Annotated in this window: 27 protein-coding genes; 4 read left to right on the top strand and 23 right to left on the bottom strand. The window is 53.1% G+C overall.

The genetic code is table 11. From position 1 onward, the window contains the following. Nucleotides 1–23: 23 nt before the first annotated feature. The 17 genes from ACOJWD_RS07290 to metG all read right to left on the bottom strand — a co-directional run bounded on the left by ACOJWD_RS07290 (nt 24) and on the right by metG (nt 16,573). Complete coding sequence (locus ACOJWD_RS07290; RefSeq protein WP_486992564.1) at nt 24–233, bottom strand: anti-sigma-F factor Fin; 210 nt, start codon at nt 231–233, stop codon at nt 24–26. 54 nt (nt 234–287) lie between these two features. After that, a complete protein-coding gene (pth, locus tag ACOJWD_RS07295; RefSeq protein ID WP_486992565.1) occupies nt 288–842 on the bottom strand; it encodes an aminoacyl-tRNA hydrolase in 555 nt (184 codons plus the stop codon). Further along, nucleotides 839–1,780, bottom strand: a complete 942-nt coding sequence (locus tag ACOJWD_RS07300; protein ID WP_486992566.1) for a ribose-phosphate diphosphokinase — start codon at nt 1,778–1,780, stop codon at nt 839–841. The genes pth and ACOJWD_RS07300 overlap by 4 nt, the downstream gene beginning before the upstream one ends. A gap of 47 nt (nt 1,781–1,827) precedes the next feature. Then, the gene (glmU, locus tag ACOJWD_RS07305; RefSeq protein ID WP_486992567.1) at nt 1,828–3,204 is read right to left on the bottom strand and encodes a bifunctional UDP-N-acetylglucosamine diphosphorylase/glucosamine-1-phosphate N-acetyltransferase GlmU; all 1,377 of its coding nucleotides are present in this window, start codon (nt 3,202–3,204) and stop codon (nt 1,828–1,830) included. A 152-nt stretch (nt 3,205–3,356) separates the two neighbouring features. Beyond that, nucleotides 3,357–3,611: a septation regulator SpoVG gene (gene spoVG, locus ACOJWD_RS07310; RefSeq protein ID WP_486992568.1), complete on the bottom strand. Its 255-nt coding sequence runs from the start codon at nt 3,609–3,611 to the stop codon at nt 3,357–3,359. Between the two features lie 104 nt (nt 3,612–3,715). Further along, a complete protein-coding gene (ilvA, locus tag ACOJWD_RS07315; protein ID WP_486992569.1) occupies nt 3,716–4,942 on the bottom strand; it encodes a threonine ammonia-lyase in 1,227 nt (408 codons plus the stop codon). Nucleotide 4,943: 1 nt separating this feature from the next. Beyond that, nucleotides 4,944–5,780, bottom strand: coding sequence for a phosphoribosyltransferase family protein (locus ACOJWD_RS07320; RefSeq protein WP_486992570.1), 837 nt, complete (start codon nt 5,778–5,780; stop codon nt 4,944–4,946). Beyond that, nucleotides 5,777–6,550, bottom strand: coding sequence for an NTP transferase domain-containing protein (locus tag ACOJWD_RS07325; RefSeq protein WP_486992571.1), 774 nt, complete (start codon nt 6,548–6,550; stop codon nt 5,777–5,779). The genes ACOJWD_RS07320 and ACOJWD_RS07325 overlap by 4 nt, the downstream gene beginning before the upstream one ends. A gap of 16 nt (nt 6,551–6,566) precedes the next feature. After that, on the bottom strand, nt 6,567–7,421 hold the full coding sequence (ispE, locus tag ACOJWD_RS07330; protein ID WP_486992572.1) for a 4-(cytidine 5'-diphospho)-2-C-methyl-D-erythritol kinase: 855 nt from the start codon (nt 7,419–7,421) through the stop codon (nt 6,567–6,569). A 29-nt stretch (nt 7,422–7,450) separates the two neighbouring features. After that, nucleotides 7,451–10,117: a cyanophycin synthetase gene (gene cphA / locus ACOJWD_RS07335; protein ID WP_486992573.1), complete on the bottom strand. Its 2,667-nt coding sequence runs from the start codon at nt 10,115–10,117 to the stop codon at nt 7,451–7,453. 1 nt (nt 10,118) lies between these two features. Then, the gene (locus ACOJWD_RS07340) at nt 10,119–10,937 is read right to left on the bottom strand and encodes a cyanophycinase (protein ID WP_486992574.1); all 819 of its coding nucleotides are present in this window, start codon (nt 10,935–10,937) and stop codon (nt 10,119–10,121) included. Nucleotides 10,938–11,067: 130 nt separating this feature from the next. Beyond that, complete coding sequence (locus tag ACOJWD_RS07345; protein ID WP_338055175.1) at nt 11,068–11,322, bottom strand: Veg family protein; 255 nt, start codon at nt 11,320–11,322, stop codon at nt 11,068–11,070. Between the two features lie 140 nt (nt 11,323–11,462). After that, on the bottom strand, nt 11,463–11,933 hold the full coding sequence (locus ACOJWD_RS07350) for a ribonuclease H-like YkuK family protein (protein WP_486992575.1): 471 nt from the start codon (nt 11,931–11,933) through the stop codon (nt 11,463–11,465). After that, nucleotides 11,893–12,750, bottom strand: coding sequence for a 16S rRNA (adenine(1518)-N(6)/adenine(1519)-N(6))-dimethyltransferase RsmA (gene rsmA / locus ACOJWD_RS07355; protein WP_486992576.1), 858 nt, complete (start codon nt 12,748–12,750; stop codon nt 11,893–11,895). The genes ACOJWD_RS07350 and rsmA overlap by 41 nt, the downstream gene beginning before the upstream one ends. 86 nt (nt 12,751–12,836) lie before the next feature. Next, complete coding sequence (locus tag ACOJWD_RS07360; protein WP_486992577.1) at nt 12,837–13,826, bottom strand: resuscitation-promoting factor; 990 nt, start codon at nt 13,824–13,826, stop codon at nt 12,837–12,839. Nucleotides 13,827–13,895: 69 nt separating this feature from the next. Further along, nucleotides 13,896–14,669, bottom strand: a complete 774-nt coding sequence (locus tag ACOJWD_RS07365) for a TatD family hydrolase (RefSeq protein WP_486992578.1) — start codon at nt 14,667–14,669, stop codon at nt 13,896–13,898. Then, nucleotides 14,666–16,573, bottom strand: coding sequence for a methionine--tRNA ligase (gene metG / locus ACOJWD_RS07370; RefSeq protein ID WP_486992579.1), 1,908 nt, complete (start codon nt 16,571–16,573; stop codon nt 14,666–14,668). Before metG ends, ACOJWD_RS07365 begins: the two co-directional genes overlap by 4 nt. A 444-nt stretch (nt 16,574–17,017) precedes the next feature. Between metG and ACOJWD_RS07375 the strand changes: the two genes are divergently transcribed. Then, nucleotides 17,018–17,266, top strand: a complete 249-nt coding sequence (locus ACOJWD_RS07375) for an AbrB/MazE/SpoVT family DNA-binding domain-containing protein (protein WP_486992580.1) — start codon at nt 17,018–17,020, stop codon at nt 17,264–17,266. Here ACOJWD_RS07375 and rsmI read toward each other — a convergent pair. The 6 genes from rsmI to ACOJWD_RS07405 are packed head-to-tail and all read right to left on the bottom strand — an operon-like array spanning nt 17,263 to nt 21,369. After that, on the bottom strand, nt 17,263–18,111 hold the full coding sequence (gene rsmI, locus ACOJWD_RS07380) for a 16S rRNA (cytidine(1402)-2'-O)-methyltransferase (protein ID WP_486992581.1): 849 nt from the start codon (nt 18,109–18,111) through the stop codon (nt 17,263–17,265). The two genes, ACOJWD_RS07375 and rsmI, sit on opposite strands and share 4 nt — an antisense overlap. Further along, nucleotides 18,108–18,359: a GIY-YIG nuclease family protein gene (locus ACOJWD_RS07385; RefSeq protein WP_486992582.1), complete on the bottom strand. Its 252-nt coding sequence runs from the start codon at nt 18,357–18,359 to the stop codon at nt 18,108–18,110. Before ACOJWD_RS07385 ends, rsmI begins: the two co-directional genes overlap by 4 nt. Continuing rightward, nucleotides 18,356–19,078, bottom strand: coding sequence for a hypothetical protein (locus tag ACOJWD_RS07390; protein WP_486992583.1), 723 nt, complete (start codon nt 19,076–19,078; stop codon nt 18,356–18,358). The genes ACOJWD_RS07385 and ACOJWD_RS07390 overlap by 4 nt, the downstream gene beginning before the upstream one ends. Further along, a complete protein-coding gene (locus ACOJWD_RS07395; protein WP_486992584.1) occupies nt 19,065–19,391 on the bottom strand; it encodes a cyclic-di-AMP receptor in 327 nt (108 codons plus the stop codon). Before ACOJWD_RS07395 ends, ACOJWD_RS07390 begins: the two co-directional genes overlap by 14 nt. A gap of 2 nt (nt 19,392–19,393) precedes the next feature. Continuing rightward, entirely contained in the window at nt 19,394–20,032 is a 639-nt protein-coding gene (gene tmk, locus ACOJWD_RS07400) for a dTMP kinase (RefSeq protein WP_486992585.1), read from the bottom strand. After that, on the bottom strand, nt 20,014–21,369 hold the full coding sequence (locus ACOJWD_RS07405; RefSeq protein ID WP_486992586.1) for an Orn/Lys/Arg family decarboxylase: 1,356 nt from the start codon (nt 21,367–21,369) through the stop codon (nt 20,014–20,016). The genes tmk and ACOJWD_RS07405 overlap by 19 nt, the downstream gene beginning before the upstream one ends. Before the next feature lie 569 nt (nt 21,370–21,938). On the opposite strand from ACOJWD_RS07405, the gene ACOJWD_RS07410 reads away from it, so the two are divergent. The 3 genes from ACOJWD_RS07410 to ACOJWD_RS07420 form a co-directional block, all read left to right on the top strand. Next, a complete protein-coding gene (locus tag ACOJWD_RS07410; RefSeq protein ID WP_486992587.1) occupies nt 21,939–22,475 on the top strand; it encodes an RNA polymerase sigma factor in 537 nt (178 codons plus the stop codon). Then, entirely contained in the window at nt 22,459–23,487 is a 1,029-nt protein-coding gene (locus tag ACOJWD_RS07415; protein WP_486992588.1) for a hypothetical protein, read from the top strand. The genes ACOJWD_RS07410 and ACOJWD_RS07415 overlap by 17 nt, the downstream gene beginning before the upstream one ends. A 77-nt stretch (nt 23,488–23,564) precedes the next feature. Then, nucleotides 23,565–24,369, top strand: an 805-nt coding sequence (locus ACOJWD_RS07420) for a carboxypeptidase-like regulatory domain-containing protein (protein ID WP_486992589.1), incomplete at its 3' end; no start/stop codon positions are given.

Genomic DNA, 24,369 nt, shown 5'->3' on the forward strand with positions numbered 1-24,369 from the left:
GGCTAGCCCGTCGTAAGTTTTCTCTAGTTATACCACAGGTTATCGTCCCATGGCACAGGTAGACAATGATCACATAAAATTTTTACCGTGGCTTCGTCGCCAGAGTCGTCCAACTGTAACAATTCGTCTTGTTCATCAGGTTCCAGCTGATTAATTCCCAGCACAGGGTCGCGCCAATCTCCACGATATTCTCCCATTCGTCGCCCACAATGCCGGCATACATATCGAACCATGCACTGTCTCCTCTCAAGCCGCTCTGAAAAGAGTTTGCCCGAGAACCACGGAGACTAGCCGTTATATCGGTTCATCGCCCGATCCACCCCGTCATCGATCACGCAGGAAAGCGCTTCGACGGCGCGATTACACACCTCATGAACTTCGGTCATTTCTGAATTTGAAAACCGCATCAATACCCAATCGATTACCGCCAGATGCTCTGGTGGACGCGATATGCCCACCCGCAAGCGCGCAAACTGCTCCGTCCCTATGGCCCCAATAATGGATTTAAGACCATTGTGACCGCCGCTGGATCCGGCCGCCCGTAGACGTAATGTACCCAGCGGCAAGTCCAGATCGTCGGCAACCACAAGAAGATCTTCCGGACCCAAACGATAGTAGTGCATCAATGGTGCCACCGCTTGACCCGAGAGATTCATAAATGTCTCGGGTTTCAGCAAATAGGCATCGGGGAACTCGGCCACGTGGCCAAACTTGGTACGACGAAACTGGACTTTCCGGAACGCCGCATAGGCGTCGACCACCATAAATCCCATATTGTGGCGAGTCCGTTCATAACGAGCCCCCGGATTCCCGAGTCCTACAATCAACCGGCGACTGCTCATTCGAATAACTTCGACACAGACAGATCTTCGTGAACCCGCATAATCGCCTCCGCGAGTAGCGGTGCCACCGAAATGGCCTGTGTGCGTTCTGGCGGCTTGTCCAAGAGAATCGTATCTGTAACCAACACCTCTTCCAGAGCAGATTCTGTGAGAATCTGCGCCGCATTCCCTGAAAACACCGGATGCGTCGAGGCCGCGTACACAGCTTTTGCCCCTAGCTCCCGAATGGCATGAGCTGCCTTCGCTAAGGTCCCTCCCGTATCAATCATGTCATCCACAATGACGACCGTTTTATCCCGTACCTTGCCGATGACGTTCACAACCTCGGAAACATTAGGCTCTGGACGACGCTTATCAATAAAGCCGAGCGGTGCCTGCAAGAATTTAGCCATTTGACGAGCACGGTATACTCCCCCCGCATCAGGGGAAAAGATCATCAAATTATCCAGGTGCTTCGCATAGATCGCTTCCGACAGAATTCGTCCTCCCTGTAAATTGTCCACAGGAATATCAAAAAATCCTTGAATTTGTGGGGCATGCAAATCCATCGTTAATACTCGACGAGCTCCCGCCGTGGTAATGAGGTTGGCTACCAGTTTGGCAGAAATTGGCTCTCGTCCCCGCTCCTTACGATCTTGTCGGGCGTAGCCATAAAACGGAATTACCGCTGTCACGCGTCGAGCCGAAGCGCGTCGCGCCGCATCAATCAAAAGTAATAACTCCATTAAATTATCGTTCACCGGACCAGATGTCGGCTGAACAATAAAAACGTCCGAGCCACGAACATTTTCCAATAGACGCACCCGAATTTCACCGTTAGAAAATCGACCGACATCAGCTTGACCTAGCGAAATTCCTAAATGCTCCACAATTTTTTCCGCTAGGGGACGATTCGCATTGCCGGTAAAAATTTTGAGGACTCCTTCACGCTCGAACATTGGGCTCTCCTTTAAGACAAATTTTAGGTCAGACGGGGCCACCGGTACTAGGTATCTTTGCTCACCTGGCGACGGTCTGCCGCCCAACCCGGCTTATTTTCCTGTCGACCCCGTGCAATCCCTAACGAATCTCCCGGAACATTTTGCGTAATTGTCGATCCCGCGGCAATATAAGCTCCTGCCCCAATTTCCATGGGCGCTACTAGATTCGAATTGCATCCTATAAAGGCCTCATCGCCAATAAACGTTTGGTGCTTAGACACGCCATCGAAGTTCACAATGACTGTCCCCGCACCAATGTTGACGCGTCCTCCAATCGTCGCATCCCCTAAATAGGAGTGGTGATGCGCTTTAGTGCCAATCCCCACTCGCGTGTTCTTCAATTCTACAAAATTCCCAATCTTCACGTCTCGATCCAAGTAGGTGCCGGCACGCAGATGACTAAATGGTCCAACACGGGCGGTACTCGCAATCACACTATGTTCAACCACACTTTGATCAACCACCACTCCATCGGCCAGTCGACTGTCCACAATCGTAGTCATCGGGCCAATATGGCAATCCCGCCCAATTTTAGTCCTCCCTTTGAGGAAGGTCATGGGATAAATCACCGTATCCGAACCGACCTCTACGTCGGCATCGACGTAGGTGGTATCAGGGTCCACGATGGTCACTCCCGCGTCAAACAGCCGGTTGAGAATCTCATGGCGCAAATACCGTTCTGCGTGGGCTAACTCTCGACGAGTATTAATCCCCATGACCTCGTATGGCTGATCCCACACCAGTGCCTCGATTTGAGATCCCTCTCGACGCAACACCCCAATGGCCTCTGTTAAATATTGTTCCTCGCCATGAAAGGGTAGGGCGGTGAGATGTTGCCGCAGCCCATCGATTCGCCATACGCCAATTCCGGTATTAATCTCCTCAATACTGCGCGTCGCGGCATCCGCATCCTTTTCCTCAATTATCTGATCCATCGTTCCGTCAGCACCCCGTACCACCCGACCGTATCCCGTAGGATTGTCCATCATGGTTGTCGCGAGGGTCACGGCCGCGCCCGTCTTAGCATGCCGTTCCAACAACTCTTTTAACAATGCCGCCGGAACCAACGGACAATCCGCGTACAGGACTAAAAGATTCTGAACATCGTCCGAAACAGCGTCAAGCGCATGACGCACCGCATCACCTGTTCCTTTCATTTCTGACTGAAAGACGCAGGTGGCCTGGCCTTCGAGCGCCTCCTCCACGCGTTCCGCTTGATAGCCCACAATCACCAGCGGCATGCCTAAGCCGGCCTGTTCGACGGCCCGTATCACATGGGTGACCAGCGGAATTCCGCCTAATTCGTGTAACGCTTTCGCTTTTCCTGAATGCATTCGCGATCCGTGCCCAGCGGCTAATATGACCGCTGCAGTTTTCGCCATGTCGATCCCTCCTGGGTGACTCAACGACTTCGTGCCAAGGTTTAGCATACCAAAGATCCTACTTGGCCTTCCACCATGAAAAGACGACATCTCTTTGATGTCGTCTCGGACACATTCATTCCTCTGTTCCTTATTCTTCACACCATTTCCATTTATGAGGCTGAATGAAAAACCTCCAATACCGCCTTTTGGATTCTTTCGCGCGCCTGCGTGGTAATCGGGTGTGCCACATCACGAAACTCGCCGTCGGGCGTTTTGCGGCTCGGCATCGCCACAAATAATCCTTTTAGCCCTTCAACTACCTTGACGTCGTGAATCACAAATTCACCATCTAGGGTCACTGAAGCTACCGCTTTCATTTTCCCGTCAGTAACCATTCGCCGAAGCCGTACATCAGTAATCTCCACAGGAATTCCTCCTTCGCCAAAGATGCCGAATCTGACCCAGATGTTTTGGGTAGGAGACTATTCGCTATGGAATCGCCTAATTCCTCCAATTGTCGAAATTTTTGCTACGAAAAATCTTCCCGCTCAATCGACACCTGGTATCCTTCTCCCACCAAGGTCTGGATAATATCTTGGCGATGGGTCGGGTTACGTGTTTCGAGCACCAAATGGACACTGACATCCATCGGAGCGATGCCCGGATCCCACCGCTCGTGGTTCACGCGAATGACATTGGCCTTCATTTTGGCGATTTGTTCTAATAGACGCGACAATTGCCCTGGCCGATCAGGGATGACCGTGCGCATATGCAGTTGCCGTCCTTCCTCGACGAGTCCCTTCTCAATAATGCGATTAAGGAGCGTGACGTCAATATTTCCTCCACTCACCACAGTGGCCACGGACTGACTGCCAACAGGTACTTTTCCAGACACGAGCGCCGCTAATCCCACAGCTCCCGCCCCTTCAACCAAGAGTTTCGACCGCTCCAAGAAAATCAAGATAGCACGGGAAATGTCGTGCTCGTCCACCGTCACAATGTCGTCAACGTACTGTTCGATGAGGCGGAAGGTGATGTCTCCCGGCCGTTTGACCGCAATACCATCGGCAATGGTTCGCACCTCAAGCGACGGCGCCACCTGCCCTTTTTCCCGTGACCGCAGCATCGCATCAGCTCCTGAGGCCTGTACTCCGATGACTCGTAGACGCGGGTTGCGAGCTTTGGCCGCTAAGGCAATCCCGCTAATCAGACCGCCCCCACCAATAGGCACCACTAAGACATCTAACGTCGACCGCTCATCCATCAACTCAATACCAATCGTCCCTTGGCCCGCAATCACTAAGGGATCATCAAAGGCATGGATGAGTACACGTCCGCTATCGCGACTGATGCGGCGGGCCTCCTCAAACGCCTCATCAAAACTCTGCCCGACTTGGTGTACTTGCGCCCCATACGCTCTCGTCGCTTCAATTTTGGTCAACGAGGCTCCTTCCGGTGTCACAATCACGGCGGTGGTACCCACCAGTCCTGCTGCCAAGGCCACCCCCTGGGCATGATTACCTGCCGATGCAGCCACCACCCCACGGGCTAATTCTTCGGCCGTCAAATGACGAATGCGATTATAGGCGCCTCGCAACTTAAACGATCCAGACCGCTGCAAATTTTCTAGCTTGAAGAACACTCGTGACCCAATTAAATCGTTAATATAGCTGGACTCTTGTAACGGTGTCTTATAGGTTATTCCGGCTAACGCGAGTTCCGCTTGCCGGATATCCTCCAATGTCGGTAATTTCATCCTATTCCCCCTGCTCCCAATCCACCAATGTCTGTACCCACGGCGCGGGAATGACCGTCCCAGGCCCATCATCCGATCGAGTCCAGTCAAGAATGGCACTAAAATCCGCGACCACTTTATGTTCCGGGCGATCCGTTGCGACCAGCACACCAACACCAACCACTTGCGCCCCAAAGTCGCCTAATAAATCCTGTGCCGCCCGAGCCGTCCCGCCAGCTTGCATAAAATCGTCCACAAATAAAATGCGACCACCCCGCACGGGGGCTCGTCGCGCTAAAGACATCGACTGTACCCGTCTTGATGATCCCGATAGATAGTTAATAGATAAGGAAGACCCCTCCGACAAACGATTGTCTCGTCGCAAGAGCACCGTATCGACCAGGAGAGCCCGCGAGGTGGCTAACGCAAGCGGAATCCCTCGGGTTTCCACCGTCGCTACATGATCAACGCCAACAGGACGAAAGCGCTCTGCTAGAAGCTCTCCCATCACATCAATATGCATGGGATTAAATAACAAGTCAGTGACGTAGAGAAATCCGTCCGGAGTCATCCGATCAGGGCGGGTCAGCTCCGCAATAAATTGTTTGACTTGATTGCGAATACGCCTTTTATCCAAATTCGGATGATACGTGACGCCACCGGATACCCCCACGTGCGAATCCAAATGTCCTAACTGCTGACTCTCGAACGCCTCTTTAATTAAGAGTAAGTCTTCACTTAACGTCGACTTCGCCACATTGAGTCGGTGGCCTAAGTCTGTGAGCTTCAGCTGCTCACCGGGTCTTTCAGTCAATAATCGAGCCAGTCCAATCAGTCGCTTCTGCCGATGATCACTCACACCAGTTCCCACCCTTGCCCATTCACTTGAGTGGATTGCCGTCCGAGCTCTCGTTCCGCCAATGCCAGGTCCTCCGGCTTATCCACATCAACACCCGCCTCAGCGTGCGGAAAGACTAAAGCGCGTCCTTGGATGCCGAGAATCCCCCCCACCTTGTTCTCAGCCTGAGGGATCGATAATTTACCCAATAATAGCCTCACCAAAAGACCCACACCGACATCTCTTGCTAATAAAATCGGCGATTTGCGATGAGCTAACAGTACTTCCGCCCGCTCCTTCAAACGCGGGATCGCCGTAGGACGAGCCACAAAAAGATTGCCGCCGGTATAAACCCCTTCTTTAAGACGCACATAAGTTCGTTTTGTGCCAGGGAATCGAGACTCTGCCACTGACCTAGGAATAATTGGGTATACCACGTCAACTTCCGGCGGAGCGAGTTGAATAAACTCTTCGACAATCGAGGACGTAATCCACGGGATGTCCGATGTCACAAACAATACCGGCGACTGCTCATCCGGTGCTGTCAACAGCCCCTGCAGTATATTGGCAAAAAGGCTATCTTTGACAGGGGCGAGGATAATCCCCTCTCGCGCTAGTGACGACGGCCCCACCAAACCGATGGAGGTTACCGACGGAGTCGCACTTAAAGCGTCAAGAATCCAATCCGCCATAGCGCGCCCGCCGACCGGAATTTCTGCTTCATAGGCATTCGAATGAAGAGCCCTCAACATACCGTGATTCGGCTGTCCGGCCAATACTATCGCATGCATGCCTTCCCCTCTTCCCTCACCAAGATCCCAATAGGGTGGTGGGTCGAACCCAAGGAATCCTCGCTCGGGCCATTCGACCTGCCATCCACTCGGCCCACTCGCGATTTTCCCCGAGAATAAAATAGGTGGGACCGCTGCCCGATAACCCCACAGGCGCCCTATCGGCATGATCGACAATAACCTCACGAAAAGATCGCAAGGCTGGCAACACATGAAACGCTGGGTCTTCTAAGTCATTAATTAAATGCTCCTGGGAAGGATATAGCCCTTCACGGAGCGCCTCGATAATTCTTTCCAGGAACGCTCTCTTGGACGTTTTCCCCACTTCATCAAAGGCCCGATATACCGCGTCAGTTGCCACGGGTATCCCTGGATTGACCAGCACGACTCCCATTTCGCGTGTCGCGGGCATTGACGTGATGGCCTCCCCATAACCGCTCACGCGAGCCGTGCCTCCCTTAATAAAGAACGGAACATCTTTCCCGATATCGGCAGCCCGACAAGTAATCTCATGCAAATCGCTCACGGGGCTGGCATCAGTCGCCCAACGAATCATGGCGGCGGCGTCAGAACTTCCGCCACCAAGCCCCGCCCCCGCCGGAATGCGCTTCTCCAGTCGGACTGTGGCTAACGGTAATGGCGCGACGGTCTCATGATACCAACGATAGGCACGAACCACGAGATTTTGCCTATCCATCGGCAAATTCGCCTCTGACGACTCCCAGTGCATTTCTTGCGCTACGTCAATCATTAACTGATCGGATAATGCGACAGTTTGCATCACCGTGTCAATCGGATGATACCCGGTTTCGTCCCGCGATCCCACCCACAGTCCTAGATTAATTTTTGCTGGTGCACTTATCCACGCCATGGCTATCCCCTCGTTGAGATGTTCGGGATTTAGGCGGAAAATTCCTTTGTCTTAACCTCCTCTTCGTCCGTCATTTGTCCCATAGCCTGATCACGCGCCTTCAAAGCACTCTCTGAGGCCTCACGCACTCGATGATAGTTTTCGTATAACACCAAAACTAATGAATCCTGTGGCGCATTGCGAATGGCTTCTCGCACAGCCTCTCCTTCATCCAAAACGACGCTTACCTTGGCCTCGGGCAACACCCGACTCTCGTCAATCGCTCGTCGCATCAGCGCCGCGACCTCTCCCGGGCTCCGACCTCGCCTATCATCATCCTCGCGTAATATCACCGCATGACTAAATCCGGCGACCACCCGTGCTGACGCCGCAATATCATCGTCTCGGCGATCACCAGGTAGCCCTAACACCGTCACAATCGATCGCGGCCGCAACCGCCGGCAAATTTCTCCCAATGCCGTCAAAGCAGGATAATTGTGTCCATAATCCACCAACACCCGCAAGTCACACCCGGTTATCATTTCGAGTCGGCCACGATTGAGCCCCGCCCCGCCAACCGGAAAAGTCTTTAGTCCTTCGGCAACATCGCGAGGACTCACACCCATCACCAAAGCCGCTGACGCGGCGGCCGCTGCATTGGCGACATTGATCCGGGCCACCCCTCCCATACTGGCTGGAAGTGCGCGAGCCCCAACGAGCCGCGTCTCCTCTTGCCCCTCACCATAATAAAGATATCCGTACTTTAAATAGACCGCCCGTCCGCCCGATTGACGATGCTCAATGATGGCCGGATTGTCCGCTTCGGTAGAAAACAGGATTACCTCACCGCGACAGCGCTTGCGCATTTGAAGAACATTGGGATCGTCGGCATTCAATACCGCAGTCCCCGACGGCCGCACCACATCAACCAGCAAGGCCTTCAAATGAATTAAGTCCTCTAATGTCTCAATACCATCCTGCCCGAGGTGATCGCATCCAATGTTGGTAACCACTGCGACATCTACATCGTCCATCCCGAGTCCTGCTCGTGCCATCCCACCACGCGCCGTCTCCAGTACCGCGACCTCAACGGTAGGATCATTCAGAATCAGACGAGCCGACCACGGACCAGTAAAATCGCCCGTCTTGATGGTGTCGCCTGCAATAGTGATGCCATCGGTTGTCGCCATGCCCACTCTCGAGCCCATCCGCCCCATGATATGCCCCAGCATACGCGTCACTGTGGTCTTGCCATTGGTTCCTGTCACAGCCGCCACCGGAATACGTCCATTGTGTTGGGGGTAGAGATGGCGCACAATCGCCTCGGCTACTGGCCGCGCCTGCCCTGCTGTCGGATAAAGATGCATTCGCAATCCCGGGGCGGCATTGACCTCGATAATGGATCCTCCCGAGTCAATAAGTGCGCGATCCAACCGGGTGGTCACTAAATCAATCCCCGCAATATCCAATCCTATGGCATGGGCCGCTCGTACTGCATCACGCGCAAGGGGTATGGCGATCTGATCGGTAACATCGCGGGCACTCGCCCCAGTAGACATATTGGCCGTAGAACGCAACCGCACCTCAGAGCCTACCGGGATGACGTCCTCTGAAGTGACATTTTGAGCATGCAAGGTTCTCCTCATCTCTTCATCCCACACCACGTAGCTCATAGGGTATGCATGATCGGCGCCTCTTCGCGGATCGGTATTGAGGCTATCCACTAGCTCTCTCACCGTCCGTTTGCCATCTCCCACAATACACGGTACGAGGCGTTCGGTCGCCGCCACGACCTCGTCTCCCACCACCAACAACCGATAGGCCGTTCCCGAAATCTGCTGTTCCAACAACAGGTTGTCCGGCGCATATTGCCCCACCGCATGAAAAGCGTGAGCCATGTCCTCTTCTGAGGTGATATTCATCACCACCCCCTCGCCGTGGTGTCCTCGTAGCGGTTTCAAGACAAAGGGTCCGGATACCTTCTGAAGATGCTCCAGAGCTTCGCCATAGTTTTGCACGTGTGCATGCCATGGCACAGGGAGGCCGGCCGATTCCAACACACTGGCCGTCTGACATTTATCCTGCGCCACTTCCACCGCTAAGATATTGGTCGCGTCAGTCATACTCGCCATTAAGCGACGTTGACGCACGCCTTGTCCCAGGCGAAGATAGTTCTGATGGTCTAGACGTGTGACCGGCACGTCCAACTTTTCGGCCGCGTCGACTAGTGCTCGCGTACTCGGCCCCAAACGATGCCGCCCCAATACCTCGCGAAGACTAGCGAGAGCGGCAGCCATAGTGGTTTCCACGCCGTCCCACAATGACTCCACCAGCCCCATCGCCAAGGTGAGAGCGTGTTCCCCCCCTTCACGCGTCTCCGTTTCAAAGACAATTAATACGCGCGATCCCGCGACTACGCGAGTCTTTCCGTACACACCACGCTCTCCACACAAATACAACGTCTCAAGTGCCACATGCTCGACCACATGGCCCGCATAAGTTCCCTCTTGTAATCGCTCGACAAAGCCGCCACGATGGCCTCGTGAACAATGGTGCTCGCACAGTCCCGGCAACAGGTCTAGCAATTGGGCCGACACCCACGGTCGAGTGGTTGAAGGCTCTTCTCCATAGTGTCCCAAATCCACTTCCGCAGCTAGAGCCGGTCTCAGCACATGGCGGTTGGGTCCTTGAAAAAATGTGCTTGCCAAAATCTCCACGTCAACGATCCTCCCCTAGTGTGTATGAAGCCGTTGGTGATTCGGGCACTCGCGTCCGCAAATCGAACCGAAAATGCTCTGGTAACACATGCAACACCACCCCCATCAGCGCCAGTGGACGATCGGCACGCGACTCCGAGGCATTCGTGTCCGTCACTTTCGATCCGTCCAACAATGTGACTGTGCGAGATCCCCACACCTCTAACGTTTGTTCATCAATTCTCACCTCGATGGCCGTATCCTCATCCAACCCCACCCCTAAAATGCCAGGATTTTGAGCAAGAGCAGAAAGAAGCCGTCCAATGCGCCCGCGTTGTGAAAAATGCTGGTCAATGACAGCCCCTAGCCACAGACCCATTCCCGGTGCCATGTGTACCGTATTTCGGGTAGGGGATTCCTCCGCTTCACCGGTGACAATCATGGTATCGGACATCATGGACGCACCGGCCGACGTCCCCGCCACCATCATCCCCTTGGCATGTTCACTGAGCAACGCATGATGAAATTCAGTGCCTCCTAACACACTGGTAATGCGCAGTTGGTCCCCGCCACTAAAGAACAGCCCGCCCAGCTCGCGTAACAGGTGCACAGAGTCGCTATCATCCGCCGCCTGTCGGGTCTCGATAGGAATATTCACCACACGTTCTAAGCCCAAGTCTCGAAAAATCCGCCGGTACGAATGGAATGCGCCATCTCCATCAAGGGAAGCTGTGGTCACAATTCCGAGCGTCGCACTCCCTCTAGAGGATTTTGATAGCTGTACGACTCGCCGCAAGATCACTTGATCTCCGACCTTGTCTTCGTTTCCTCCGATGATCATTAACGGACCGATTGAGGTCGCCTCCTAAAAAGGAAAAGAACGGGTGCCTGATTTAGCACGCCGTTCTATTTTCTTCCCCTTAAATGGCCTTTATGCAAAAAGAAAACCTCCACGTGGAGGCTCAAAATTTCTAGCTGGTCAGTGATTCGGGCAGGATTAACTCTACCGTTTCCGTTAATACATCCGTATAGGAATAAGACACACGCCGCTCAGAAAGATGACCCTCTTCAATCTTGACGACAAAAATATACGGATAGGTCTTTTCAAGAATACCTTCTTTTTCATCGACCTTTTTACGGCCCTTATTGGCCTTCACACGAATCCTCTCACCCACGTGCGATTCTAATTCCTTTTTTATATCATCCAAGACACTCTTGGCTGCCACGAGACCACTTCCTTCCTCACAGATGAAGGGCAACAATAGAAATTTTAACATTCGTTGCTAGCAATGTCAAATCGGCCGATAATTTTAGCAAGCTGGCTCCTCGTGGTCAATAGCCCCCGACATAAATCCTGATATTTTCTCTACTTAGTATATTTATCCGCCACCTTGGAGGCACCAAAGGAGTCCGGCTTGATCGCGGCTTGATAGCCACTCCCGGTCACCATACCCACAATCTCACGAATGAGGTCTTTCGTGTCTCCCTGTCTGCCGACATCAATGTGAATCTGAACATCAAAATCCACAACGCCCGATTGTTCTAACATCTCCGTCAGCCGCGATGCGACCGAAAGGCTGGTTGACGTTTCATAAAATATTTTTTGGCGCAAGCTTTTGATGGCCCGTCGATGCGAGCGATGAAAGTAGTATCGACCGCCCTTCCCTAAGTGGTGTATCACCACCGCGGTCACTAAAACGGTGTCGTGGCGTGTATGAGAATCCGTACCGATGATTAACCGATACTGCGCAAGCGGCGCTTCATTCAAATACAACAACAAATCGGCATACATTTCTTCAAAACTCATCCGGCCCTTGGTCGGGCTTTCGAAAATCACCCCAGTCACCCCTTTTGTCTACGGCTACTGCGAGCCTCAACCACTCCTCCATGGAGAGCGCCTCCGCTCGCAGAGATGAGGCGATTCCAATTGACTCTAAGAAAGTGTGCCATTGGTTCTTACTCAAGGGCGAATGACCACTTAGTGCAAGAGCTTGGCGTAGTGTTTTGCGGCGATGACGAAATCCCGATCTCACAACCCAGCGAAACGTGTCAAATGATACCGGTAAGGGAGGATGTGGTACTAATTGTATCACAGTTGAAAAAACTTCCGGAGCCGGATAAAAGTTGGACGGATCGACCCGATCGATCCCCACGATCACATCCGCCCGATACCGCAAAATGACCCCTAAGGCGGATGAAAGGCGATGTCCCGGTTCTGTCGCTAAGCGATCGGCGACTTCTTTTTGCACCATAATTGTGGCCCGTGTCCAATGGAGTGAGGTTTCGAGAATTTTTCCCAATAGCGGCGCCGTAATATAATAAGGCAGGTTCCCTACAATGGACACCGCAGGAACCGCAGTGCCCAATGCCCCCACCACCTTGTCCCATGAACAGTTCAGGGCGTCAGCGTAGGTCACCTCTAATTGGCCAGGGAAGTGGTTGGCAATGTCACCCAATTGCTCCTTGACCCGTTGATCAACTTCGATTGCGCTGACCCGCGCACCGCGCTCTAAAAGCGATAACGTCAATGCTCCAAGACCCGGACCAATTTCCAACATATGGACTTCAGGGCCTGCCCCTGCGAGGACGGCAATCTCCTCCAATACGTTCTTATTGATCAAAAAATTTTGGCCCCAGTGGCGTGCTGGGGCCATTCCTAGCTCTTTTAGAACATCTTCTAATCCAACGCGTGAGCGGGAATCTTCTGTGCTCAGTGTTTTGCCCTCCCGTCACTTCAAGGTCACGAACCGATAATATATACCGTTACGGGACGCACGCCCCAATCCATGGCCTGCGCACCACTATTAAAGCACAAATCGATCCGATCGCCCACGATCGCCGATCCCGTATCGGCTGCGATGGCAAATCCATAACCGGGAATATACAAACGGGTCCCTAAGGGAATTACGCTGGGATCGACCGCCACCACTCCGTATTGTGCCTTCAAGCCCAGCGCGGTATACCCACTCGACCAAGCCGGGTCAGGCCAATACGCGGTCGACAACATGGAAACTTCGTTCGAAAACTGAAGAACTGGACCTCCCCGAGAAATCGGGTGGGCTGTACCATATTGAATCACCTCGGCCGTTGGAGATGTCACTTCTTCTGTCTTCACCACGGTACTACGCATCGGTTTACCATTTTGCATCAAAATCTGTAACGTTTTGACTAGTGTCCCGGCTTTCCCTTTGACCATGATTTGCGAGCGGCCCTTATACAAGTTTGCATCGGGACGATACTGCACCGAAAAGGGAATTTTTTCCGTTACGGATTTTGTAACCAACCACCGTCGAATGACGTTAATAGTGGTAGAAGTTGAAATTTTCGCGTGGAGGGTAGGCCGTACTAAGTCGAGCGGCTCCAGCTTTACTTTGGCGGCCTCCAACACGCTTTGCACGGAATAGTGCGTGGTAAAGACTTCGATATGATGATGTGCGGTCTTGACCCACACAGGGATTGCCTCTTTGACGACGACAGGCTTAGCGCCAACAGAAGCGTCCAGTGCTGGGCTCACGACATCATGCCGATGCACCTTAACCCCCGCTTCAGCTAAGATCCCCTTGACCTTTTGACGAAATGTCCATAATGAGACGTCGTGTTTTCCTTTGGGGCCTTGGACCACAATGTCGACATGTCGGAACTGCGAACCCACTATCCCAGCGCCCATCGCAGTAACTGCTGCAGCACCTAGAAGCCATGTTTGAAGTCCTAACGTCTTCCATTTAGTCAATAAGCAGCCTCCTTTATTTACATCGCACTCCTCTGTAATATCCTTACTGTTTTTCCATCATTATCCATATCAAGCGGTGACAGAAAACAGTGTTGAAGTATTCGACAAGGTAGCCTCAAATACCTGCTGGGTTGAGCAATTTTTTTGTGCCGCAATGATCTCCGCCACACGAATCACCCGAAGTGGCTCGTTTCGTTTCCCGCGCCAAGGTACCGGCGAAAGGTACGGAGAGTCTGTCTCAATGAGCATCCGTTCCAGTGGCACACTCTGCACCACGCGGCGCAAATCGTGTGCACTCTTAAAGGTAATGGCTCCAGAAAATGAAATATACCATCCCATCTCCAGCATGGCGTGTGCAAATTCCTCGGTACCGGTAAAACAATGAATCACACCGCGGCGATAGTCTAACGAACGTATGATGTCCAGCGTATCGTTCTCTGCTTCTCGGGTGTGCACCGACACGGGTACATTAAGCGCCTTCGCTAACCGCAGTTGCTCGGCGAATACCGTTTGCTGCATCTCTTGCGGGCTGTGATTATAGTGATAATCGAGACCTACCTCACCAATGCCGATCACCCGCGGAGAGGTCCTCACCCACTCCTCGAGAGATGCCCTGTCTTCTTCTCGCCAAGTTTTGGCATCGTGAGGATGGACTCCTACCAGTGCCCAGGTGTGCTCATGCGTGCGACAAAACTCTACCGCCTTTTGAGAACTCTCGACGGTATATCCTGGGATAATCATGCCTATATGCTCGCTGACAGTGTTCGCATAGACCGTCTCGCGGTCATCTCGAAAATCCTCATCTTGCAAATGACAGTGACTATCGATTAATTTCAGCGTCATTTCACCTTTGCTCCTTCCGGCAAACGTCGACTAGGCGCTACCAAAGAAAGCTCTTGACCCGCTGATCCGGCCAGTAGCATGCCTTCACTCAAAATGCCTCGCAACTTGGTGGGTTTTAAATTCGCCACCAACACTACTTGTTGTCCCACAAGTTCGGTCGGAGCATAGTGCATGCGAATTCCGGAGACAATGGTGCGCTCCCTTTCCCCATCAAATACCGTTAACTTGAGTAACCGGTCCGCGCCCCCCACAATCTCTGCGTTACGCACGGTACCCACCTTCAATTCAATCTTTTGAAAGTCCTCAATGCTAATCCCGATCTCCTCAGGTTCCTCCGTCGAGACCACTGGGGGGGGCGATTCCTGCGGCGATTCAGTTACGGTCGGCTCAATCCTAGGAAAAAGTGCTTCTCCTCTGGCAATGGGCCTCTCCTGGCCGTCGAAACCAAAAATCGCCTCGGTATAACTGGTGACCGGATCGTCGATGCCGAGCTGTTCTCGAATTCTCGCGGGCGTCTCCAAAAGAAACGGGGATAGCAGGACCGAGAGAATCCTGAGGGACTCCCATAGTCCATAAAGCACATTGCCCAACCGAACTGAATGGCCTTCTTTATAGAGATCCCATGGCTTTTGGTCCTCAATGTACTTGTTCGCTACACGCACCAATCGAAAGATGGCCGTGAGAGCGTCAGAAATGGCCAACTTATGCATGGCTTCTCGCACATCACGATAGACAATGGCGGCTTCACCTGCCAGCACTCCATCATCTTGCTCACCAACCAAGGTAGGCACTCGTCCCTCAGAAAATCGATTAATCATCGCTGTCGTCCGGCTGAGCAGATTGCCCAGGTCGTTGGCCAAATCGACATTGGTGCGCAAGATGAGCGCCTCTTCGGTATAACTGCCATCGGCGCCAAATGGCACCTCACGTAATAGATAGTAGCGGACCGGATCCACACCATAGCGGTTGAGGAGTGCCACGGGGTCAACCGCGTTGCCCAACGACTTGCCCATCTTGGTGTCTCCAATGAGCACCCAACCATGGCCAAAGACTCGCTCTGGCAAGGGAAGATCCAGCGCCATGAGCATAATCGGCCAAATCACACTATGAAATCGCACAATTTCCTTTCCGACTAGATGCACATTGGCAGGCCAAGCCGCACGAAATAGCGCGTCATCGTGAAGATATCCTGCGGCCGTTAAATAATTGGCGAGCGCATCAAACCAGACGTAAATAACATGGTCCGGATCTTGGGGCACAGGAATTCCCCAGTCTACACCGGTCCGTGACACCGAAAGATCTTCCAGCCCAGCATCAATGAAATTGAGCATTTCATGGCGTCGCGACGCTGGCTGAACAAAGTCCGGATGGTCAACAATATATTGTCGTAGTGGCGCCTGATAGCGGCTTAACCGAAAAAAATAGCTCTCTTGAGTCACTCGTTCCACGGCACGGCCACAATCGGGACAGTTGCCTTGCACTAACTTAGACTCAATCCAATACGACTCGCACGGCAAACAATACCAGCCTTCATAGACTCCTTTATAGATGTCTCCCTTAGCAAGCAACCGCCGAAATATCTCTTGAACGACCTGGCGATGGCGCTCCTCGGTAGTACGGATGAAGTCGTCATAAGAAATCCCTAAGCGTTTCCACAACGGGTCCTGGATATATCCGACAATTTTACTTACGAAGTCTAACGGTGAAATTCCCGCTTCTTGTGCGCTCTTTTGTATCTTTTGTCCATGCTCATCTGTCCCTGTGACAAATAATACCTTTTCGCCCTCCAAGCGATGAAAGCGAGCAAGAGCATCTGCTGCCACTGTGGTATACGCGTGCCCCACATGCAAATTGTCACTAGGATAATAAATTGGCGTCGTGATATACCAAATTGCTTGGCCCATTTGAATCCCCCCTGTGTTGGCATGTCCGCGTCGCCCCAAAAAAAGAACCCCCTCATTAGAAGGGGCGACCTTTGGCCGCGGTACCACCCTTATTGTCTCTCGCATGTCCGTTATCGGGGACTACCGGAAGTCTTACTGATGTTCAGACTTCAAGCTCTGGGGCCATATCGACTGGTACCGAAACGTTAGGCTTTCACCATCCCTAACTCGCTTTCGTCTCGAATACATGGACTTCCCCTTCATCGCTTCTCACTTGCTGGCGATTTTAACAGAGAACTCCCCGCACTGTCAAATGAACCTGTCTCCGCGATAATTCGCCACGCAATCGACACTAACACCAACAATCCGAGTTTATTCGACAAAATTCGCGTCTATATTTGACTATTTTTTGGAATTTCTGGTATTATACTGGCATTGACATGTCGAAAGGAGAAGTGCGTTGATATGAAGTCAACCGGTATTGTACGTCGCGTGGACGAATTAGGGCGAGTCGTGCTTCCCATTGAGCTGCGTCGTACGCTCAATATTAGCGATAAAGACTCCTTGGAAATTTACGTTGACGGGGAAAAAATCGTCCTGAAAAAGTACGAGCCCGCCTGTATTTTCTGTGGAAACGCGGAAGGTATTGAAACCTATCGTGGTAAAAATGTCTGTCAGTCCTGTCTCAAAGATTTGCACACGGAAGCGGTCTAATCTCGCACATTATGAATTCGGTCGTATAATTCTCGCCGCGGGATCCCTTTTTCACGGGATACGCGGCGAATCGCATCGTTAGGGTGAAGCCCGTCTTTCACGAACTGATCAACCTCAGCGCACAATTGGATCCAATTCGGTTCAACCGCTAGCGTGTCTTGTTTTTTGGGACCGACCACAAGCACACACTCACCGCGCCAATTTCTGTCCATCGTCTGCAAATCACCTAGGGTCCCTCTCCAAAACTCTTCGAATTGCTTAGTCATTTCCCGTCCCACAAAGATGTCTTGATCCTCACCCAGCACCGCAATGAGATCCGTTATCGTCGATGCCATATGATGCGGGGATTCATAAATAACGGCCGTATGGGGCCAGGCCGCAATCTCCTCGAGCGTACGTCGTTTCTCGCGATTATCACGCGAAATAAATCCCCAAAATCCCAACGGTGCGGGAAATCCTGAAGCAACAAACGCCGTGTCCAAGGCCGATGGTCCAGGAATAACCGACACCGGAAGATTGAGGGTCCACAAGGCGTCAACCAATTCCTGTCCAGGATCGGAAATTCCGGGCATACCACGATCACTGACCAGCGCTAGCGCTTGTCCCGCATTTAACTGGTCGATTACCTCTGGAATACGCCGTCTGGTATTGTGGGCATGAAACGACCGCAACGGCGTGCGAATCCCCGCATTATATAAAAGCAATCCTGTCACTCGCGTATCTTCAGCCAAAATCTCATCGCAAGACGCCAAAATATCCTTAGCTCGGGGAGACCAGTCGTTCAGATTACCAATCGGCGTGCCAACCAAATATAAGGTGCCAGCTGCTACCTCTTTTTCACTCACCGCTCCGCCATCTCCCCCAATCGTTGCTTTTGTGCATGTGTCCACCGCTTAATCCGACGTTCCTCATGCAACGCTTCTGTATGCGTCATTGGGCCCCTTGTCCACCACAAATCTAGGGGACCACGGCCACGGGTATAGCGAGCCCCTTGCCCTCGACGATGGGTTTGCAAACGACGCATGACATCCACGGCAATGCCGGTGTAAAAGCTCCCGTCGCCACAACGAAGAACGTATACCCACCATGTCATAGAGAGCCCCCCTGCGGAATGGCCCGCCGGATCCGAGCTAATGCAAGATCCGGGTTACCGTTCCGCTCCAGATCGTGATAGGCCTGTTGTAATACGTCCCATGCTGCCAACCAGCGCGCGTCCTGAGATTGAAGAAATTGTTCCCGAACCCAGTAAGTCATCGTCACCACGCTATCCAAAGACGGAGCACTTTGAAGAAGTTGTTGGATAGCGGCAATCGTTTCTCCTCCCGACGCCTCCACACGAGAAAACCGCCAATGCTGGCACCGACTGCGAATTGTCCCCATTATCGCCTCCGGAACCTCCGTCAGCAATAAATAGTAGACATAGTCGCGAGGTTCTTCAAGGTGTTTTAGAAGATAGCTTTCCGCTTCTCGACCCAGGGTATCCGCCGGTCGAATGACCACTACCTTGGCGGGCGCCCATAACGGGCGGGACGCCAGCAAAGAAAGCGCCTGTTCAGTGTCATCGCGGCGAATCGTTTTCGGACTGGGCTCCAACATAACGCGATCTGGATGCTGGAGTAATCCCGCACGACACGAACGACACCCGCATCCCTCATCACCCTCACGTTCACACAATAATAGCCGTTCTATAGATTCAGCCCAGCGATCTATGGCCCCCATCGGCCCACTTAAGATGATTGACTGGGCCAATTGCCCTCGTCGCCAGGCGTCCGCCAAGGTCTCAAAGGCTCTCTCGCGACTAGAATTTTTCATAGCGGTCAACATCTACCACAAACACTGTCGCCCCACCCACCGTGACCTCAACCGGGAACGGGACATACGGCTCTCCACTATGAGCGGGGGTCTGGGGCGTCAAGGTCTCATGCCGCTGAGAGCTCGTGCGGCGCAATATCGCTAGTACTTGCTCCACATCATGTTCCTCCACCCCAGCGAGGATGGTGGTATTTCCTTCTCGCAAAAATCCTCCAGTACTTGCTAGTTTCGTGGCTCGAAATCCTCGTCTATTAATCTCTGTTACGGCATGCCCGGCATCTTTGTCCTGCAAAATCGCAATAATGAGCTTCATCGTCAATCTCCTTTCTCATTGAATGGGAGCAGGTGCTGGATGCGTTGCGTAATCGCTTGAAAAATAATATCCGCATTTTGGCGGCTGTCCAGGATAAGCCATCGGTTCGAAGATTGCTGCGAAAGCCATTCATATCCTGCATCCACTTGACGAAAGTAACTGGTATCGCGTGATTCCATGCGGTCACGCAAAGCGCCTTGGTCTGTGAATGGCTCGCCGCGCAACCAGACCGTAAGGTCGGGCATGCGATGATGCGTCACCATGCCATTAATGGTCATCACCTCATCGACATTAAGACCATGACCAAACGCCTGATATGCGACACTAGAATCGATAAAACGGTCCATAAAAACCACCGCACCCCTTGCCAGGGCCGGCTGCACCACCTCCTGCATCAACTCCGCGCGTGCAGCCGCAAACACCAAAAACTCCGCCATGCCGCTTTGGGCTTCCACTCGGTGCAAGACCAGATCTCTGAGCGCCTCACCCAACATGGTGCCTCCGGGTTCCCTCACAGACAACACTTCCGGCACGAGCTTTGCGATCCACGCATGCAATCGCTCAATTTGCGTAGTTTTTCCTACCCCATCCAATCCTTCTAACGAAATTAAAAGGCCCTTGGTTACTGATCCACGACCCATATTGACTGCCGCCCTTCTTTAAAGGTAATTCCGTCAACCGGTGAAGGAACGGTCGAAAGCCAATGCTGAAGCCACTCGATCAGCTCCGCTGTGATAACCTCTCCGGGAACGGTTACCGGGATTCCTGGAGGATAGGGTGTGAGGGCATCTTTCGCCACCAAACCTTCTGCCGCTTCTAAAGGTACCCATCGACCCGGCATAGACAACGCATCACGAATAGTGAAGGCGGTCGCTAACTGTGGATAAGACATAGGCGAAAATGCCCCGGTTTCAATGCTCCATTGCCGAGCCGTTAGTCCCTTCATGATATAGGACAAATCCTGATCCGGTGATAACAATAGTGAACAACTGCCGGGAGTCACTTTTTCGACCTCACCCCAGTCTTGCATGAACTCGGCAATCTCCGATCCCGGTCCTAAAAATGTGAGACGGGCTGGGTCCACGTCAAATCCGTGACGGCGCCCCCACTCTTGTAATGTCGGTATCCCTTGTTGTGATAGTCTATTCCACATCGCTGCCACACGTTCGCCAAACTCCGTCCAGCGACTCTGATAGGTGAGTGAATGCCGCTCTTGCTGCAAACGGTCGAGCGCTCCCAAAAGCAAATACGATGGGCTGGAGGTCGCTAAAAGACGCCACCACCGGTCAACCTCCCTGGGGTCAATGCGCTCTCCTCGTTGATGCAATAGTCCCGTCTGAGTGAGGGTATTCTCACTTTTATGAACACCGTGCACCACAAAATCGGCATCCTCATATACTGCGGATAACGGATAGCGTGGACCGATCCAATGACTGCCGTGCGCTTCATCGACCACCACCCCCAACCCTGCCGCGTGGGCTCTTCCGATGACATCCCCGAGATGCTGTGCCAGTCCATCATAGGTCGGTCGCGTTAACACCATGCCTGTCGCGCCCGAGAAGTCCTCAGGAAAAGTCGTTAGTGGCAACCCTAGCCCCAAGGGCAGCACTTGAGGATACATCCATCGCACCTGATAGCCACCAATGACCAAGGCACTCAGCACCGAGCGATGCATGGACCGATCTACCCACAACGTAGAGCCCAATGGATTGGAGGCCAGTATCGCAACCATTATGGGCAGGGTTGCGCCCTGGACGGAATACCAGGTATGATCGGCGCCGTACGTCTTTGCCATGAGACGTTCTGAGCGCTGAACCGGATTCGGCACCTCATTCATAGCCTTAATTTCCGTCACGTCAAACTTCCAATCCAAAAAATCCCCCAGCGGAGGGCGCAGTCCCTTATGCCCGGGCATATGCCAACGCTGGCGCTCTTGTTGCGCATATTCATATAACATGTCTAGCACCGGTGTAGTCAAAGAAGACTCCCCCTCTTGGTGGGGTTTATCTCCATTTTATCCTGTTTTCCCCGCCACCGGGAAGTTTATTGTGGAGATGGTGACTGAAGAGGGCACTTTTTGGCGTTAACTGGTCTTTCCATCACTTCGACTAACTTTCAGGCCATCAGGTACCCTGCGGATGAGGGCCGGAGATCATCTCGAGATCCGCCCCAAAGGGCGGGGTGGATATGGCGCGGGCACCGGGGTCTCATCCGGATACGGCGTCCCGACATGATTTACGGTTGGCTGGTCTTCCGGAAGTATGCAGAAGGTTGTAGGGACTCCAGTGAGCATGATACGTCGAGTGTTGTGCGGTGGCGGCTCGATTAACGACCTCGGTCCTGACACAGTCTACTCTTCCTCGGATAGTGTCTGCCAAGTAATCACATCCGATTGAAAGGTACGCAAAGTTTTTCTGTGTATCCGCTGCAACGTTGGTGCCGTTTCTTCCGTTATACCAGATGAATGCGCAGTAAAGCATCCGGTCAGCGATCGCCGGCCGGGCTGTTGCTGGTGCTTGATACGTCATACGAAACGAAAGGATATCTATGCGCTCCCCAAAACCGACCGGGCCACCGTCAGACGAAGAGGCCCTCTGGATTAACCCATGGATCGCGGAGTGGGGAGATACTATCGCCCGGTTTGTGCTTACGCATACGCACGATCGACAGTTGGCGCAGGACATTGCTCAAGAAACCTTTTGGCGGCTATATCAGTGGCACGAACGCCATCCTCGCCGTGTTGTTCATGGCGGTTGGCTCTTTACGACAGCTCGGCACCTCATCATTGATGCCCGTCGCAAAAACCGCGCCGCACCCGATAGCCTGCGTGTTGAGGAGATTAGGTACAGCGATCCTCTGATGGAACAGCAAGTGGTGCAACGCCTCGCGGTGGAAGATGCACTAATGCACCTGGCGCCAGAGGATCAGGAATGCTTGTGGCTGTTTTATTATCAATCGCTATCGGTGGCAGAAATCGCCGCGATGGTCGGAATATCCGAGACAGGCGTCCGTTCGCGACTGCACCGAGCGCGTCGTCGGTTTGCACACGTGTGGAAGGAGGACAATGATGCCCCGTTGGAATAAGAAAGATGCTCCCGAACTGCCAGACGACGCCTTACGGGACTGGTTCGGGCGTCTCGAGTGGCCCGCCATTGACGACGATTTCCAGTTTGATCAACAGCGGTGGCGCCAAGAGTTTGCGCACCGCCAGCATCAGCAGACAAAAAAGCCTTACGCTTGGCAGTGGGTGGCCGCGGGGATCCTTGTCCTGGCAACGGGGATCGGAACATTCACGTGGCATTCGGCTCATGGCCAATTCAAACCCGCGGCCAGGGTCATGCCCGGTCCCGAATTTCTGGCTGCCAAAGCGAGTCCTGTCATCGTCGCGGCCATGAAGACACTGGGATCGCATTTTGGCGTGCCCCTCGAAGCCCCGCAAGTAATTCCGTACGCGAAGCAACCAACAACCGCTCTGTCGGCTACCGCCCATGTGTTCGGAGGCAGCACATCACCAACCTATCAAGTGGAGCTTTGGAAAACCAATCAGGCCTGGCCGGTCAATAACCCACACATCACGAGCCCCTCATCCAGGCGCCTCGCCGCATACTCAGGCACGAATTATGCCAGTGAAGGTATTAAGGGTGTTCGTGCGGCGCTCAAGATCGAGTCAGGATACTCGGTCACTCCTGGTCCGACGACCCCCATATCCATTGTCCGCGGGATCATCGGCAAAGAATCCCGTAGTGGTGAATCGGCCAACTCCCTTCCAGCGACCAGTCTGACCTGGACCATGGGCTCTTGGAAGGTGGTCGTCAATGCTCCGTCTGCGACACTGGCACGCCAACAGGCGCGAAACCTGGCCCATGATCTCACGTCCCTGTCATTACCCCAACCGACGACGCGCGGCTATCTGGTCGTGAACAGTACAGCCAGTGTCACGGCTCAAGGGAGCCCGCGCATCGCCACGGAGGTGATCATCACATGGAATCGTGGAACAACGGTTTATCAAGTCACAACGTATTCAGATGTGCAGCAGCGCCTAATTACCGCGTTGTCGATTTCCCATTCGATGCGTCCCTACCAGCCTTCATCGTAGGCGACTAGAGGGTCAACAGCGTTTGGCAAAAGTGGGTAAAAATTTCTCGTGTAATTCCATTCAAGGAGGACGATATCGTGAACATTCAACATTTATTCATTCTATCGGGAATCACCGTGGGATCCATCGCGTTAGCCGGATGCGGAGTTACCGGCCACGTGGCAGCCACTCCAACTGGGCACGGAAACTATACGGTGTCCGGCACCGTGCACACGAACGGCGTGACATCATCGCCCTCATCTTCCCGCACCTCACCAAGCTCCTCCCCTGCCTCTCCGTCTTCCAACGCCCCTGTATCGGCAAGCTCGTCCCCGAACACCCCATCCACCGCCCCGTCATCCACAGCGCCGCAGCAAATCGCTAAGCTAACCGTGACCGCGCAACCGAATCCCATCACTCCGCAACAAACAACAACGATATCGGGCACGGTCTATTTGACGAACGGCCAAGGCGCGCCGCACGCCAAAATGACTATCATGGGCCTGCCCCATGATCCCACAGGGAAAACAATCTATACCAATGCTTCGGGGCAGTATCAAATTACAGCTCAATGGCCCCAACCTGGAAATTATCTCGTGACAGTGGGCGATGGGATGGTCAGTTGGCAAACACAGGTGGTGGTGCATGCGTCCCCTTCATCGCAAACAGCAACCAGTACCCCGCCCTTCGCTGGGCAACAGGTTCAGCGTTATACCGGGCAACACACGCCTCAAGCCCTGCCAAATGGGTTTGTCGCCAATTCTAGCGGGTCATCTGACACGTTTTCGACCCAAACCTATCACCGGGTGGAAGGCTTCACGGGAATGTTGGATGGGCATCCCTTTGTATTGGATTTCTACCAAGACTCCCCTGTTGGGCTCTTTATGGGTGAAAGCTATAATG

This window comes from Sulfobacillus sp. TH-112, from assembly GCF_057473405.1.

Coding starts and splice junctions, on each gene's coding strand:
- ACOJWD_RS07290 (WP_486992564.1), bottom strand. CDS start 233: ATGGTTCGATATGTATGCCGGCATTGTGGGCGACGAATGGGAGAATAT.
- pth (WP_486992565.1), bottom strand. CDS start 842: ATGAGCAGTCGCCGGTTGATTGTAGGACTCGGGAATCCGGGGGCTCGT.
- ACOJWD_RS07300 (WP_486992566.1), bottom strand. CDS start 1,780: ATGTTCGAGCGTGAAGGAGTCCTCAAAATTTTTACCGGCAATGCGAAT.
- glmU (WP_486992567.1), bottom strand. CDS start 3,204: ATGGCGAAAACTGCAGCGGTCATATTAGCCGCTGGGCACGGATCGCGA.
- ilvA (WP_486992569.1), bottom strand. CDS start 4,942: ATGAAATTACCGACATTGGAGGATATCCGGCAAGCGGAACTCGCGTTA.
- ACOJWD_RS07325 (WP_486992571.1), bottom strand. CDS start 6,550: ATGCATGCGATAGTATTGGCCGGACAGCCGAATCACGGTATGTTGAGG.
- ispE (WP_486992572.1), bottom strand. CDS start 7,421: ATGGCGTGGATAAGTGCACCAGCAAAAATTAATCTAGGACTGTGGGTG.
- ACOJWD_RS07340 (WP_486992574.1), bottom strand. CDS start 10,937: ATGATCATCGGAGGAAACGAAGACAAGGTCGGAGATCAAGTGATCTTG.
- rsmA (WP_486992576.1), bottom strand. CDS start 12,750: ATGGCCCCAGCACGCCACTGGGGCCAAAATTTTTTGATCAATAAGAAC.
- ACOJWD_RS07365 (WP_486992578.1), bottom strand. CDS start 14,669: ATGACGCTGAAATTAATCGATAGTCACTGTCATTTGCAAGATGAGGAT.
- metG (WP_486992579.1), bottom strand. CDS start 16,573: ATGGGCCAAGCAATTTGGTATATCACGACGCCAATTTATTATCCTAGT.
- ACOJWD_RS07375 (WP_486992580.1), top strand. CDS start 17,018: ATGAAGTCAACCGGTATTGTACGTCGCGTGGACGAATTAGGGCGAGTC.
- ACOJWD_RS07385 (WP_486992582.1), bottom strand. CDS start 18,359: ATGACATGGTGGGTATACGTTCTTCGTTGTGGCGACGGGAGCTTTTAC.
- ACOJWD_RS07390 (WP_486992583.1), bottom strand. CDS start 19,078: ATGAAAAATTCTAGTCGCGAGAGAGCCTTTGAGACCTTGGCGGACGCC.
- ACOJWD_RS07395 (WP_486992584.1), bottom strand. CDS start 19,391: ATGAAGCTCATTATTGCGATTTTGCAGGACAAAGATGCCGGGCATGCC.
- tmk (WP_486992585.1), bottom strand. CDS start 20,032: ATGGGTCGTGGATCAGTAACCAAGGGCCTTTTAATTTCGTTAGAAGGA.
- ACOJWD_RS07410 (WP_486992587.1), top strand. CDS start 21,939: ATGCGCTCCCCAAAACCGACCGGGCCACCGTCAGACGAAGAGGCCCTC.
- ACOJWD_RS07415 (WP_486992588.1), top strand. CDS start 22,459: ATGCCCCGTTGGAATAAGAAAGATGCTCCCGAACTGCCAGACGACGCC.